The 13,900-nt window shown below is 33.1% G+C and carries 15 protein-coding genes and 1 tRNA gene; 4 read left to right on the plus strand and 12 right to left on the minus strand.

The window, feature by feature from the left end; genetic code table 11:
- Positions 1 to 15 precede the first annotated feature (15 nt).
- Positions 16 to 1,059, plus strand: coding sequence for an endonuclease/exonuclease/phosphatase family protein (locus V5J73_RS03415; RefSeq protein WP_338647645.1), 1,044 nt, complete (start codon positions 16 to 18; stop codon positions 1,057 to 1,059).
- 20 nt (positions 1,060 to 1,079) lie between these two features.
- Here V5J73_RS03415 and V5J73_RS03420 read toward each other — a convergent pair whose 3' ends face one another.
- From V5J73_RS03420 to V5J73_RS03445, 6 genes are all read right to left on the minus strand, one after another.
- Positions 1,080 to 1,706, minus strand: a complete 627-nt coding sequence (locus tag V5J73_RS03420) for a WbqC family protein (protein ID WP_338647646.1) — start codon at positions 1,704 to 1,706, stop codon at positions 1,080 to 1,082.
- Between the two features lie 90 nt (positions 1,707 to 1,796).
- Entirely contained in the window at positions 1,797 to 3,581 is a 1,785-nt protein-coding gene (gene lepB / locus V5J73_RS03425) for a signal peptidase I (RefSeq protein WP_338647648.1), read from the minus strand.
- A 68-nt stretch (positions 3,582 to 3,649) separates the two neighbouring features.
- The gene (gene dapB, locus V5J73_RS03430; protein WP_338647649.1) at positions 3,650 to 4,378 is read right to left on the minus strand and encodes a 4-hydroxy-tetrahydrodipicolinate reductase; all 729 of its coding nucleotides are present in this window, start codon (positions 4,376 to 4,378) and stop codon (positions 3,650 to 3,652) included.
- Between the two features lie 58 nt (positions 4,379 to 4,436).
- Positions 4,437 to 4,997 (minus strand): DUF5683 domain-containing protein, encoded by a 561-nt coding sequence (locus tag V5J73_RS03435; RefSeq protein ID WP_338647651.1) that lies wholly within the window; start codon positions 4,995 to 4,997, stop codon positions 4,437 to 4,439.
- On the minus strand, positions 4,997 to 5,896 hold the full coding sequence (locus V5J73_RS03440) for a ParB/RepB/Spo0J family partition protein (RefSeq protein WP_338647652.1): 900 nt from the start codon (positions 5,894 to 5,896) through the stop codon (positions 4,997 to 4,999). The genes V5J73_RS03435 and V5J73_RS03440 overlap by 1 nt, the downstream gene beginning before the upstream one ends.
- 4 nt (positions 5,897 to 5,900) lie before the next feature.
- Positions 5,901 to 6,668 (minus strand): ParA family protein, encoded by a 768-nt coding sequence (locus tag V5J73_RS03445; RefSeq protein ID WP_338647653.1) that lies wholly within the window; start codon positions 6,666 to 6,668, stop codon positions 5,901 to 5,903.
- Between the two features lie 405 nt (positions 6,669 to 7,073).
- Between V5J73_RS03445 and V5J73_RS03450 the strand changes: the two genes are divergently transcribed.
- Both V5J73_RS03450 and trxB read left to right on the plus strand, forming a co-directional pair.
- Positions 7,074 to 7,148 (plus strand) — tRNA-Pro (locus tag V5J73_RS03450).
- 128 nt (positions 7,149 to 7,276) lie between these two features.
- Positions 7,277 to 8,224, plus strand: coding sequence for a thioredoxin-disulfide reductase (gene trxB / locus V5J73_RS03455; RefSeq protein ID WP_338647654.1), 948 nt, complete (start codon positions 7,277 to 7,279; stop codon positions 8,222 to 8,224).
- 76 nt (positions 8,225 to 8,300) lie between these two features.
- On the opposite strand, the gene V5J73_RS03460 is transcribed toward trxB, so the two are convergent.
- From V5J73_RS03460 to V5J73_RS03480, 5 genes are all read right to left on the minus strand, one after another.
- On the minus strand, positions 8,301 to 9,134 hold the full coding sequence (locus tag V5J73_RS03460; RefSeq protein ID WP_338647655.1) for a GIN domain-containing protein: 834 nt from the start codon (positions 9,132 to 9,134) through the stop codon (positions 8,301 to 8,303).
- Between the two features lie 159 nt (positions 9,135 to 9,293).
- Positions 9,294 to 10,034: a head GIN domain-containing protein gene (locus tag V5J73_RS03465; protein WP_338647656.1), complete on the minus strand. Its 741-nt coding sequence runs from the start codon at positions 10,032 to 10,034 to the stop codon at positions 9,294 to 9,296.
- 4 nt (positions 10,035 to 10,038) lie between these two features.
- Positions 10,039 to 11,802 (minus strand): PspC domain-containing protein, encoded by a 1,764-nt coding sequence (locus V5J73_RS03470; RefSeq protein WP_338647657.1) that lies wholly within the window; start codon positions 11,800 to 11,802, stop codon positions 10,039 to 10,041.
- A gap of 2 nt (positions 11,803 to 11,804) precedes the next feature.
- Complete coding sequence (locus tag V5J73_RS03475) at positions 11,805 to 12,137, minus strand: PadR family transcriptional regulator (protein ID WP_099713267.1); 333 nt, start codon at positions 12,135 to 12,137, stop codon at positions 11,805 to 11,807.
- 211 nt (positions 12,138 to 12,348) lie between these two features.
- Positions 12,349 to 12,804 carry a DUF4870 domain-containing protein gene (locus V5J73_RS03480; RefSeq protein WP_338647658.1) on the minus strand — a complete coding sequence of 152 codons (456 nt, stop codon included), beginning with the start codon at positions 12,802 to 12,804 and terminating at the stop codon, positions 12,349 to 12,351.
- 282 nt (positions 12,805 to 13,086) lie between these two features.
- Between V5J73_RS03480 and V5J73_RS03485 the strand changes: the two genes are divergently transcribed.
- On the plus strand, positions 13,087 to 13,539 hold the full coding sequence (locus tag V5J73_RS03485; RefSeq protein WP_338647661.1) for a DUF4442 domain-containing protein: 453 nt from the start codon (positions 13,087 to 13,089) through the stop codon (positions 13,537 to 13,539).
- Between the two features lie 83 nt (positions 13,540 to 13,622).
- Here the strand turns inward: V5J73_RS03485 and V5J73_RS03490 are convergent, their stop codons facing one another.
- A complete protein-coding gene (locus V5J73_RS03490) occupies positions 13,623 to 13,844 on the minus strand; it encodes a hypothetical protein (RefSeq protein WP_338647662.1) in 222 nt (73 codons plus the stop codon).
- Between the last annotated feature and the right edge of the window lie 56 nt (positions 13,845 to 13,900).

Below are 13,900 nucleotides of genomic sequence, written 5' to 3' on the forward strand. Positions count from 1 at the left end.
TAAAAAATATACAAAATGAAAAATCTTTCATGGTTTAATAAAGGAATGTTTTTTTTGAATATAGTCCTGACTATTGTGACTTTTATTGCCTATGTTTTGCCTTTTTTGGCGCCAAAATCTTTTCCTCTTTTGTCTGTTTTGACACTTTTTATGCCGCTTTTTTTTATATTAAATGGCTTGTTTTTTGTGTACTGGGCCTTGCAGCTGAAAAAGCAATTGATCGTTTCGGGTTTGGTTTTGCTAATTGGAATTACCTTTATAAATAAATTTTATAAATTTTCATCTCCTGAATTTCCAAAAGAAGAAAAAGACTTTACCGTAATGAGTTATAATGTTCGTCTGTTTAATGTTTTTAAATGGATAGACAGAGACGATGTTCCATCGGATATTCTCACTTTTATTAATGATAACAATCCAGATATATTGTGTATTCAGGAGTACTCTTCCTCTGCTAATATTGATTTGAAAGTGTATCCACACCGTTATATTTTTACCGATGGTAACCAAATCAAAACTGGACAGGCTATTTTTTCTAAATTTCCAATTATTGACCAGGGAAATATTGTTTTTCCAAATTCCAGTAACAATGTTGTTTTTGCAGATGTAAAAAAAGGAAAAGACATCATTAGGGTTTACAATATGCACATACAGTCTATTAAAATTTCTCCTGATGTCAATGAAATTGATGAGAATATTGATGCGATTAATCAGAAGAAATCACAAATGTTATTTATTAGAATCAGTAAGGCATTCAAACAGCAACAACAGCAAGCGGAGATTTTTAAGGAACATAAAATGAAATGTATCTACCCAGTTATTATTTGTGGAGACATGAATAACAGTGCTTTCTCGTATGTGTACCGAAGTATTAAAGGAAATTTGAAAGATGGCTTTGAAGAAGCAGGGAAAGGTTTTGGCGAGACGTATAAGTTCAGGTACTATCCAGCCAGAATTGATTACATTTTTGTTGATGAAAAAATGAAGGTTAAGAAATTTGACAATTTTCCTAAATTTATTAATTCAGATCATTTTCCTATTATGGCAAGATTATCCTTTTGAATAAAATTTATTGAGGAATTTTATTTTATAATCAGTTCCTGTTTTTTTAAATAATCTATTGCATATTTTCCTTCATTAAATAACAAATCGAGAACGCTAAGATTGTTCGCAAATCCATGTTTATCATCAAAAACCTGTGTGTATTTTTCGAATAAAGAAAGATCTTTTTTTCCATTTACCAAAGGTCTAAAATCAGTAATTATCGTTGTATCAACTTCATGAAAATATTCTGTTGTTGTCGTGTAATCCAATTTCAGTCGGAAACACTTTAATAGAATTGTTAAAATTTCAAAATTTAAATCCAGTAAAAAAGTGTGTTTTTTTTCAAAAATAGGCCTGATATCATCTTCGAAAAACTCAAAAAAAGGAGAACTTCTATAGCCGGCTTCTAATGATTTAAAATGTTGTTTTTGCCAATCAAAATCGGTTTCAATTTTAATATCTTTTGTTTTTTGGTGGCTTTCTTTCGAATGTTTTACGGGGATATTCAAAAGCTGAATTCCGTTTGGACTATAAATATAGGTACGGTTGCGGTTGGTTTGTTTCTGAAAATTATCTTCTATTTCAAAGGTAATATTATCCGATTGTACCATGCCTGCAAAATGGCTGATCGATGGAAAATAGGTGGGGTGGATGAGAATATTCATATTTGTCTAAAGTTTTTAAAGTTATAAAGTCCAAAGTCATAAAGCTAGATTAATTAGAAACTTTATGACTTTGGACGTTAAAACTTTTGACTAATTTTTTGCCTCTTTTCTTTTTTTCCAAAAATATTCTCCAATAAAAAATGCGGCTAATGCAATTAAGAAATATTTAAAGTAAGATTGAGGTTGACCTTCACCGCTAACTGTTGTGAAAACTCTATCCCAACGAACACTCCAGTTTTTAATTCCATCATTGATACCTTCAATACTCAACCAGATAAATATAGGCTTACCAACTATATGATCTGCTGGAACAAATCCCCAGTAACGACTATCTTCAGAATTGTGACGATTATCTCCCATCATCCAATAGTAATCTTGTTTGAAAGTGTATTCTTTAACTACTTTTCCGTTTATTCTTATTTCGTTTCCAGTTACTGTAAGAATATTAGGATTGCCCTTGTCATCTTTTTCGTATGCTTTTATGATTCTCTCGTAGAAAGGAAGTGTTTTTAAGTCTAAAGCAATTGTCTTTCCTGCTTTAGGTATATATATTGGGCCAAAATTGTCTCTAGTCCAATTTTTTTGAATAAATCCATTATGAGGAAAAATATCAGAGATTTCTTTAACTTTAATGACAGATTTTTGTTTGCTTAATATCTCAACAATATTTGGTGGAAGGTTAGTAATAAGGATTGTATTTCCCGTCATCTCCCTAATATAAAACTGACCCGATTCTTTTAGGGTAGTTATCATATTTAAAAACCCTTCATCCTTAATGTTACGATCGTAAGTAAATTCATAAGTAAAACGGGTGTTTTTAATATCGATGTTTTTCTTTATATCATAAACTCCTGAAATATTTTTTAATTTTACAGCCATGTCATCTGTAAGTGCTGGAAAATAAAGATTTTCTTTATCAGTAAAGCCACCGGCATCATTTTTATAATCATTCAATTCAGAAAATAAATATTGATAATCAATTCCTTCTGATGGACGAATCTTAGCTGTATAGGAAAATTGGGGTTTGGCTCTTTCAGGCAATTTTAATTCTTTTCCGTCAATATAAACAATACCGTCTTTAATAGATAAATTATCACCAGGTAGACCAAGACAGCGTTTAACATAGTTTGATTCTTTGTCAATGGGTTTTATTACACCAGGTATTCCTTTTGGTTCGAAAAAGTAATGAACAGTATCAACAGGCCAGTTAAAAACTACAATATCTGTACGGTCAATATTTTGAATTCCCGGTAATCTCATGTAAGGCAGTTGCGGCCACGTTAGGTATGATTTACTTTTTGTCAAGGGAATAGAATCGTGAACCATAGGTAAAGCTACTGTGGTCATAGGAACTCTAGCGCCATAATTCATTTTGCTTACAAATAAAAAGTCACCAACTAACAATGATTTCTCCAATGAAGAAGTTGGAATCGTGTAAGGTTGAATAAAATAGGTGTGCACGATTGTAGCTACAACAATAGCAAAAAGTAGAGAACTAATGGTATCGGCTGCTTTGTTTTCAGGATTTAAACTTCTGTCAGCTCTATATTCTAATTTTTGGGCATAATTAATATAATAGATGTAAAATCCAAGTGTAATCAATACTAAAAAAGTATCCAATCCAGAGCGTTTTCCAAAACTTCGTATGGTTTCAACCCAGATTACAGGAAACATAATCAAATTGATAATTGGAATAAAAAGTAAAATAGTCCACCATGTAGGTCGGCCTATAATTTTCATTAAAACAATTGCATTATATACAGGAATAGCTGCTTCCCATTTTTTTCTTCCGGCGCTTTCATATAACTTCCAGGTTCCTAAAAAGTGAACTAATTGTACCAGTAGAAAAAATACAAACCATTGATATGCTGACATATTTTTTTGTTTAAAGATTAAAGCTTAAGGTTGTTTCGTTAGAAATTTACTTAAACAAACGAATAATTTTATTTTAATTCTAAAACATCTTTCATTGAGAAAATCCCTTGTTTTCCCACAATCCATTCTGCTGCAATTACAGCACCTAGAGCAAAACCTTCACGATTGTGTGCGGTATGCTTTATTTCGATAGCATCAACTGTAGAATTGTATATTACGGTGTGCGTTCCAGGAACAGTTCCTATTCTTTTTGCTTCGATATGAATTTGCTTCTCCAGTTCGCTATTGCTCGCGTGGTTGGCTTCAGACTTTTCTAACGTCCAGTTGGTGTATGAGCTATTTTCAATAACTCCTTTGGCTAATGAAATTGCTGTTCCGCTTGGTGCGTCCAGTTTTTGAGTATGATGAATTTCTTCCATCTCAACGGAGTAGCTATCAAATTTTGACATCATTTTTGCTAAATATTCATTGAGTTCAAAGAAAATATTCACACCTAAACTAAAATTTGAACTAGAAATAAAAGCCCCTTTTTTGGCTACGCAAAGTGCTGCCATTTCATCGTAATGTTCTAACCAACCTGTTGTTCCTGAAATCACAGGTACATTAGCGTTGAAACAACTAGAAATGTTAGCAACGGCAGCAGTTGGAACACTGAAATCAATAGCGACATCAGCATTTGAAAGACCATCAAAAGTATTGTTTTCGTCTTTTTTTAAAACGATTTCATGCCCTCTTTCCAGTGCAATTCTTTCAATTACCTGACCCATTTTTCCGTATCCTAAAAGCGCAATTTTCATTTTTTTTCTGTGTTTGTAAATTAAAATTTAAAGAGGAATCGAGTGTGCTGTTTTCGATCTAAAAATTATAATTAAATGTTAGTCCTACATTAGTCTTTAATGTTACATCATTTGGATAAAGAACGGGTCTTACTGATAAGTTTTCATCCACATTAAATTGTATTAAAGCAGCATCGACATTAGCATCTATGATATTTAAGGCATAAAATGCTATAGTTATCAAAGCGGATAAATCTCGATTTCGTTGGTAAAATTTTTGTCCGGCAATCAATCGATTGTTATCTAAGAAAGCCAAATCATCGGTAGTGTATCCCTCAAGCCTGCTTTTATAAGCATCTCTGTACTGGTGGTACTTTTTATTACTGTCAATATAAAAATAGAGACTGGTTCCAATGGCTCCGTAAACAAGAGGTATTTTCCAGTATTTTTTATTGTAAGCTTGACCTAAACCAGGTAAAACTGCCGAATAAAAAGCTGCCTTTGCAGGAGTCAATGGGTCAATGTCATTCGATTTCAAAGTATCTTTAGCGACAAGTACTGCTGTAGTTTCCGTTTGGGCAAAAACAGTAGTGTTTCCTACGATAAAAAGGAATAGACCTATGAAAATGATTTTATACACTACTCGTTTATTAGTTTGATAATCCTGTTGAAATCTTCTTCAGAATGAAAGGGAATAGTGATTTTTCCTTTACCGTTTCCGGCTACTTTCACATCGACTTTAGTTCCAAAATAATTTGTAAAAGTGCTTTTGTGTGCCTCTGCTATTTCAAATGAAGCTGCTTTTGGTTTCCCGGCAGGTTTCGGTTTTAAACTTTCTTGATAGTTTTTTACCAAAGCTTCGGTATCGCGAACGGAAAGGTTTTGACTGACGATTTTTTGATAAATATCAGTTTGAATATCTTGGTCTTCAATATTGATTATCGCACGACCATGCCCCATACTGATGAAACCATCACGAATTCCAGTTTGGATGATTGGATCCAGTTTTAAAAGTCTCAAATAATTAGCAATAGTAGAACGTTTTTTTCCTACTCGCTCGCTCATTTGTTCCTGAGTCAATTGAATTTCATCAATTAAACGTTGGTATGAAAGTGCAATTTCAATTGGATCTAAATCATGACGCTGAATGTTTTCCACCAAGGCCATAACTAACGATTCATTGTCATTAGCAATACGAATGTATGCTGGAACTGTTTTTAGTCCCACAAGAGTCGATGCGCGAAGACGACGCTCACCGGAAATCAATTGGTATTTATTGAAGTCTAATTTGCGTACGGTAATAGGTTGAATCACACCTAGTTCTTTGATAGAAGTTGCCAATTCTCTCAATGATTCCTCATTGAAATTACTTCTGGGCTGAAACGGATTTATTTCAATCGCTTCAATTTCAAGCTCAATAATATTCCCTACAACTTTATCAGCATTTTTATCATCAACGGATTTTATATCGTTTTCTGGATCTTTTAATAATGCAGATAATCCTCTTCCTAAGGCTTGTTTTTTAATTGCTTTTGCCATAAAACTATTTACTGTTTTTCTTTATCACTTCTTGAGCAAGATGTAAGTAATTAGTAGCTCCTTTGCTTGTAGCATCGTAGTTTATTATACTTTCTCCAAAGCTTGGTGCTTCGCTCAGTTTTACATTTCTTTGAATAATGGTGTCAAAAACCATGTCGTTGAAATGTTTTTGAACTTCTTCAACAACTTGATTTGACAAACGCAATCTAGAGTCAAACATGGTTAATAACAATCCTTCGATATCTAATTCAGGATTGTGAATTTTTTGGATGCTTTTTATGGTGTTGAGTAATTTTCCCAAACCTTCCAAGGCAAAGTACTCGCATTGAATAGGAATAATAACAGAGTCAGCAGCAGTCAAAGCATTCAAAGTAAGTAATCCAAGAGATGGTGCGCAATCGATAATGATATAATCGTACTCGTCTTTCACACTTTCCAATGCTTTTTTTAGCATATATTCCCTATTTTCTTTATCGACTAATTCAATTTCAATTGCAACTAGATCTATATGTGATGGAATTACATCCACATTTGGAGCAGAACATTTTATAATGGCCTCTTTTGGCGTGTGACTATGTTCTAGAATTTGATAGGTACCTATTTCTACAGATTCTACATCAATGCCCAGTCCTGAAGACGCATTTGCCTGTGGATCAGCATCTATTAGTAATACTTTTTTTTCTAAAACGCCCAATGAAGCAGCAAGATTAACTGACGTTGTAGTCTTTCCAACTCCTCCCTTTTGATTAGCAATCGCGATGATTTTGCCCATTTATTTTTCTAAATTTTGAACCGTAAAAATACAATTATTTATGGTTTCTAAAAATCTATTTTGTTAACATTTGTTAATGCTTGATTAGTTGCTATTTGACAATTCCCATTTTTAAAACGGATTTCATTTTGTAGGAGCTATTCCAGCTGTGCGCTACAAGTTATAGGCTACTCCGTTTTTTTCTAAATTCATAAAAGGAGGGTACTATTTGTCAAGAAAAATAAGCAGCAGCTTGTCACTCTTTTCACTGCCACCTAGGATAGGGGAGTTGTAGCTGAATAGTACTTAGGGAAAATAAAATTTAATTAGATTTTTACATTGATTTTCGCATCAAATAAATTTACGCCTTAATTTCTAAAATAGTTTTGTATAAGCCAAAAATAATGCTATATTTGCACCCGCTTTCGGGGTGTAGCGTAGCTCGGTTATCGCGCCTGCTTTGGGAGCAGGAGGCCGCAGGTTCGAATCCTGCCACCCCGACTAAAAATCCTTTCTGTACTACAGAAGGGATTTTTTTATTGTAGAATAACAAAAACTGATTGCTCAGGTTCTGTAATACAGTAATTATAACTTATTTTTGCACTGTTAAAATTATAATATATCCTACCATGTCAGATACAATCGAAAAAATTAAATGTCTTATTATAGGTTCTGGTCCAGCAGGTTATACTGCCGCAATATATGCCGCAAGAGCTAATATGAATCCAGTAGTTTATCAAGGAATGCAGCCGGGAGGCCAACTAACAACAACCAATGAAGTCGAGAACTGGCCTGGGAATCCTGAGGGAATTACCGGACCTGAAATGATGGTGGGATTGCAAGCACAAGCACAACGTTTTGGTACTGATGTACGTGATGGTTGGGCTACTAAAGTTGACTTCTCAGGAGATATTCATAAAGTATGGATCAACGGAACCAAAGAGTTACATTGCGAAACAGTAATTATTTCTACTGGAGCATCAGCTAAATATTTAGGTATGCCATCAGAGCAACACTATTTAAAAATGGGTGGTGGAGTTTCTGCATGTGCTGTTTGTGACGGTTTTTTCTACAGAAACCAAGAAGTAGTAATAGTTGGAGCAGGAGATTCAGCTTGTGAGGAAGCGCACTATTTATCAAAACTTTGTAAAAAAGTAACCATGTTGGTACGAAGCGAAAAATTCAGAGCTTCAAAAATTATGGAGGAACGCGTTCGCAAAACAGAGAACATTACCATTTTGATGAACCACGATACTGTTGAAGTATTAGGTGATGAGCAAGTAGTTACTGGGGTAAAAGCTTTAAATAAAACTACAAATGAAGTTTTTGATATTCCTGCAACTGGTTTCTTCGTGGCTATTGGTCACAAACCAAATACTGATATTTTCAAAGATTATATCACATTAGACGAAACGGGATATATTATCAATACTCCTGGAACTTCAAAAACAAATGTTGAAGGCGTTTTTGTAGCGGGTGATGCTGCAGATCATGTTTATCGTCAAGCAATAACCGCAGCAGGAACAGGTTGTATGGCCGCACTTGATGCCGAAAGATATTTGGCTTCTAAAGAATAATACTAGTTATAAAATTTCAATATAAAAAAAGTCCCATTTGCCTTAGCAAGTGAGACTTTTGTTGGTTAGAGGATTTCTATTTCAACTTTTTTATCAATTTAGCCTCATCAGCAAATTTTCTGATTTCGATTTTTGGAGTACCTACAAGTTGGATTTCTGATTTATTAGCAGCGTCTATAATAACGGTTGTTAGCGCATTAACACTGCAATTGGAATAACTTTCTGTGGTTACGTCAACATTTTTTACAGTTAATTTATTTCCTGTTAAGTTCGAGTTATTATCCAACCGAATGATGGCACTCGCTGCGTCCCCTTCGATAGTAGCATCTGATTTTTGATACATATCCACTTTTAAATCTGTAGTGGTGACTAAGGCTTTTAGAGAGGCGTTTTTACTTAATTCAATAGTAGTATTTTCTGATTTTAAATTGAGTTCTGTTTTTGATTTATCATCAGATTGTAATACGAAGTTTTTGGCATTCACATTCAAAAATAGTTTGGATGCATCGTGTGCTTTAAGTGTGAGGTCATTCACTAAAACTTCCTGAATTGCATTTACAGTCGTTTCATTTTTTGACGTAACCATATTTAAATCATTGGTATAGGTTACTCTAACAATCAGTTTCTTATAATTGGTGGCTTGTTTTGTGGTATAAATGCGCAATAGATTATCACTTAAATCCAAAGAAATAATATCGTGTAAATTTTCGTCGGCTTCAATTTTCAGTTCTGTTCGCTCGCCTCTTTCCAAGTATACTTCGAGATTGTCTTCAACAGTAAGCGACTCAAAATCCCCAACTTTCCTTTGTTCCACAGTTACTGTTTTCGAGCCTTTTATTTTTTCTTTTTTCTGTGCAAATAACAATGTAGTCGATAAGAGGAATAGGAGTATAGCAGTATGTTTTTTCATAGTCATTTGGATTAGAGTCTACACAAATATAAAAAAATCATCCACTTGTGAGGGATGATTTCTCGATTTTAGTTAAATGAATTTATATATAAATGGTTTCAGTCCTAAAAAAAAACATCCACGAACTATGGATGTTTTTTTGAGACTACGAGTGATTTGTTATTCTTGATGAATGCTTCCTCCTGAATTGGTTTCTTTTCGAATTGATTTTGGAACCTTATTATAACTAATGCTACCTCCGCTGGAAGCTTCAGCATTTAAACTTACAATGGGGTGAATGCTTATAGATGCTCCACTGGAGGCTTCAGCATTTACTTCATTTGCTAATACGTTTTTGGCGTCAATTTCACTTCCACTTGATGCACTTGTTTTAATTTTCAGTGCTATTCCATCAATTGTAATACTGCTTCCACTACTAGAATCACATGTAATATCATCGGATTCTATATTTAGGTTAATAGCACCATCACTAGAAGTGTTTAGGCTAATATTCTCTCCTTTTATAGTATTTACACTTGTTATTGATGCACTGCTATTGGCTTCTAATTGTTCAATAACGGGCATTTTTACGATTACTTTCTTTGATTTCATATTGATGAAAGAATTTTTATCGCAAGAAATAACGAGTGTGCCGTTTTCAACTTTGGTAATGATGTGTTTTTGCAAATTATCATCAGCCTCAACTACTACTTCAGTTACGTCTGATTGCTCTATCACGAGATCGATGGCATTACTAACTTCTATACTTTTGAAATCACCTTCCACATTTCTTCTTTCGGTGGTGACATTGCCGCTTCCTTCAATGGATTGAAAGTTGATGGAATGGTTGCAGGATGCGAATAGTAAGGCAGTTAAAGCAACCAAAATAAACTTTGTAATTAATGTGATGATTTTTAACATAGCTTTAATTTTTAATGATTATGCCGTTTTTGCTTACGGATAAGCCTTTTTTTGTTCCAGCTTCATTCACTGTTACCGTTTCACCATTTACTTTTACAGTTGTGGTTGTTATACTGTCATTTTCTGTTGCTTTTCCAGTAATATTTACTTCAACGCTGTCACTGTTCTCATTTTCATTAACATCATTATATTCGTCTTCATCTGCAGGACAATTTAAACATTTTATTTGAGATTTTTCTACTTTGTAAATGTAATTGTCTGAACTGTAGTGTAAATTGAAAAATGAATCGTCAGATCTATCGTAATTTTGTACTGAAGAATCTGGTTTTAATAGTATTCCTTCTGGTACGTATAAAAATATTTCTACTTCTTGATCACGAAATTTATTGGCAACTTCAGTCAATAAATAATTGTCTAAAATCAACTGATTTCCTTCAATTTTGATAGCATATTTTATTTTCTCTGCTCTTCGTTTTGCGTCTTGAAATGATTTACCTCTAGCTATTTTTTCAATTTGAATGAAAGGTAATTTTTCATCTGTACGTAAAATTTCTATACTTACATTATTGGAATAGATCAATTGCGTATTAGCTGAATCCTGAACAAATTTGAAACTTTCTCTATCATCAATGTCTTTTGTATAATACTCATTGTATTTAAATTTTACAAACAAAGTGTCATTTGGTAATACATTAATCGTTTCTTTCTGAACTGTTTTTCCTTCATAAGCCACTTCTGATGCTTGTTTTATTCCTATGGAAATTAATATCGCAATAGCAATAATCCAAAGTGCCAATAAAGTATATTTAGCAATGTTTCCAATTGATTTCATGCTTGGAGACAATAATTTGAATCCTAAAAGTGTCAAGAAAAAGAACGGAATTCCAACTGCAAAGAACATTAATAGACCAAAAGACCAAATTGGGTAGTCTGTAAAATTTCCTGCTTCAATGAAACTTTGCCATGGCACATCAATAAAATCTGAAGAACCTAAAGTGAAAACGGCAATTAGTAAAGAAACTAATGTTGCAATACCTGTGATGATTAAAATCACACCTAAAAACTTTGCGAAAATTTTGAAAACAGTCATGATAAAATCACCAAAAGAGCTTCCTATTTTTCCAGCACCCGTTTTTATTTGATTGCCATATTTATCATAATCTACGTTTTTGAATTTATCAGAAACATTTTCAAATTCTTCTCTTACTTTTTTTTCGATATTCGAAATGGTTACGGGTTCTCCAGTCATTTCTAGTTTTTCGGATGTGGTAACAGCTTCAGGAGTTACAATCCAAAGAATGATATACGCTAAAATTCCAGTTCCAAATCCAGCAAAAACTAATAGTATTAAAACGATACGGATCCATACTGCATCTATTCCAAAATAATGACCTAATCCAGCAGCAACACCACCTATCATACCTTTTTCTTTATCACGGTATAATTTTTTTGTTCTTCTGTTTGAACTACTATCACTAAATGTTTGAGAACCTTTCAATTCATCTTCAATGATGTAATCTTCCGGTTGTCCCATTACGGCAATAACCTCATCTACATCTTTCAAGCCTACAACATGTTTGTCACTTATTTGTTTCTCATTCAATAATTCAGAAACGCGCATTTCAATATCTTTTATGATTTCATCATGTCCAGATGAATTGGATAAAGAACGTTTTATGGCATCAAAATATCGAGTTAATTTTTGGTATGCATCTTCATCTATATGAAAGAACATTCCGCCTAGATTTATATTTACAGTTTTGTTCATGACTATTGTTTTTGGTTGGTTATAAGGTTTACGGCATCGGATAATTCAGTCCAAGTGCCACTAAGTTCTTTTAAAAATGTTTGTCCTATTTCGGTTAGACCGTAATATTTTCTTGGTGGTCCTGATGTTGACTCTTCCCAACGGTAGTTGAGTAATCCATCATTTTTTAATCGGGTTAGCAGCGGGTAAATAGTTCCCTCCACGACTAACAATTTTGCGTTTTTCAAAGTGTCTAATATTTCCGATGTGTAGGCATCTTTTTCTTTTAATACAGATAAGATACAAAACTCGAGAACACCTTTACGCATCTGGGCTTTTGTGTTTTCAATGTTCATAATTTTTTGATTTTGATTTTGTGTTGATTAAATGGTTCATTTTTTGATTGATGATTGATTTGTCATTGTAAGAAACCGAGCAATCTCGTATTGCTTGGCACTTTTTTTTGGAGCTTATTCCTGCTTTCCACTTTATCTTTACTTGCTTGGCAGCAAGCAAGTAAAGGATGCCGTTGCAATCAGGGCTCGCGAGTTTGCTTGATGAGAGCGATTATTTTATAAAAGGAATCGTTATTGGATATTGGTAATTTTCTCCATTTGATGTTTTGATGGAAGCATAAATGATTAAAAAGAATTCAGCTATTTTTAAAATACCAATAAGCAAAAGAGCCACTAAACCTACTGTTAACATTCCAATGTTTCCTTCAAAGTTAAAATTTCTAAAAACAAAATCGTGGTCATTTATTACAGCTTCAAAAGGAATGTTTTTAAAAAGTGTAATTAAAAACGTTGGAACTGCAATGAGGACAAGCACTAAAGAATACATTAATAAACTTAACTGAAAATTAAGTATCTGCTTTCCGTGGTGATCAACAAATTCAGAACTTTCTTTTTTTGAAGTCCAAAGTATTATTGGAAAAATATAATTTCCAAAAGGAATAAAATATTGAGTTAATGCACTCAAATGTGTAAATGTTGCGATATTTTTTTCAGTTGTGGTTTCCATTTTGATTCTTTTTTTAATTAGTGATTGATTGAGATTTCAAAAGGCTTCTTTATTTGTACCTAGTAATTTCTTATGCAAATATATAGCTAAAAGACAGTATCTTGTTTCGCATAGTACCATATATTAACAAAAAATTAACATATTGATTTAATAGGCACGCATAGTATTTTTTTGTACATTAGCAAAAAACCCAATGATAATGAGCATGTCAGTATTCAAACTCTCAAAAAGGAGCGAATTATGATACGACTCAATTTTTATTACAACCAATATTTGTTACCTATGAAACTTACAGCATCAAAACTTAATAAATTTCTCTTGTTTAAATTACCATCAGCATTTATATGTGGTGTGCGTGTTGCAGCAATTGATGAAAACAAATGTGTGGTATCCGTAAAACACCGTTGGATTAATCAAAATCCGTTTAATTCAATGTATTTTGCAGTACAAGCGATGGCTGCTGAGCTTTCTACTGGAGCTTTAGTAATGTTTCAGATTCAAAAAAGTGGTAGGAAAATTTCAATGCTTGTAGCTAATAACAAAGGAAATTTCACCAAAAAGGCTACAGGAAGAATCACTTTTACTTGTAATGATGGACATTTAATTGAACAAGCGATTCAGCAGACAGTGGCTACTGGAGAAGGGCAAACGTTCTGGATGAAGTCTATTGGAAAAGATGAAAAAGGGGTTCAAGTATCCGAAATGGATTTTGAATGGAGCGTAAGAGTTAAATAAAAAGTATTTATATATAAAAATAGAAAAATGCCTCTGAATTAAGAGGCATTTTGTATGTTAATTTATAATGGGAATCGGTTAGTCTAGCACTTTTTACCTGATCCAGCATCACATTTTTTTCCTTCTGCTTTGCATTTTACTTTGCACTGAGCCACTTCATCTGCACTCATAGCTTTTGATTTTGAACCTTTTTTTGAACAACAAGATTCTTTTTTAGCTTTTTCTTTGGTGGCAGTTTTACTTTCTTGCGCACTAAGATTTACAGTTAGTAATGCAATTGCAATACAGGCTATTATCTTTTTCATTTTTATGATTTTAAATGGTTTGTCTTTTTGCTTTGGATGTACATTCAAGTTTATAA

The organism is Flavobacterium sp. KS-LB2 (genome assembly GCF_036895565.1).
GTDB lineage: Bacteria > Bacteroidota > Bacteroidia > Flavobacteriales > Flavobacteriaceae > Flavobacterium.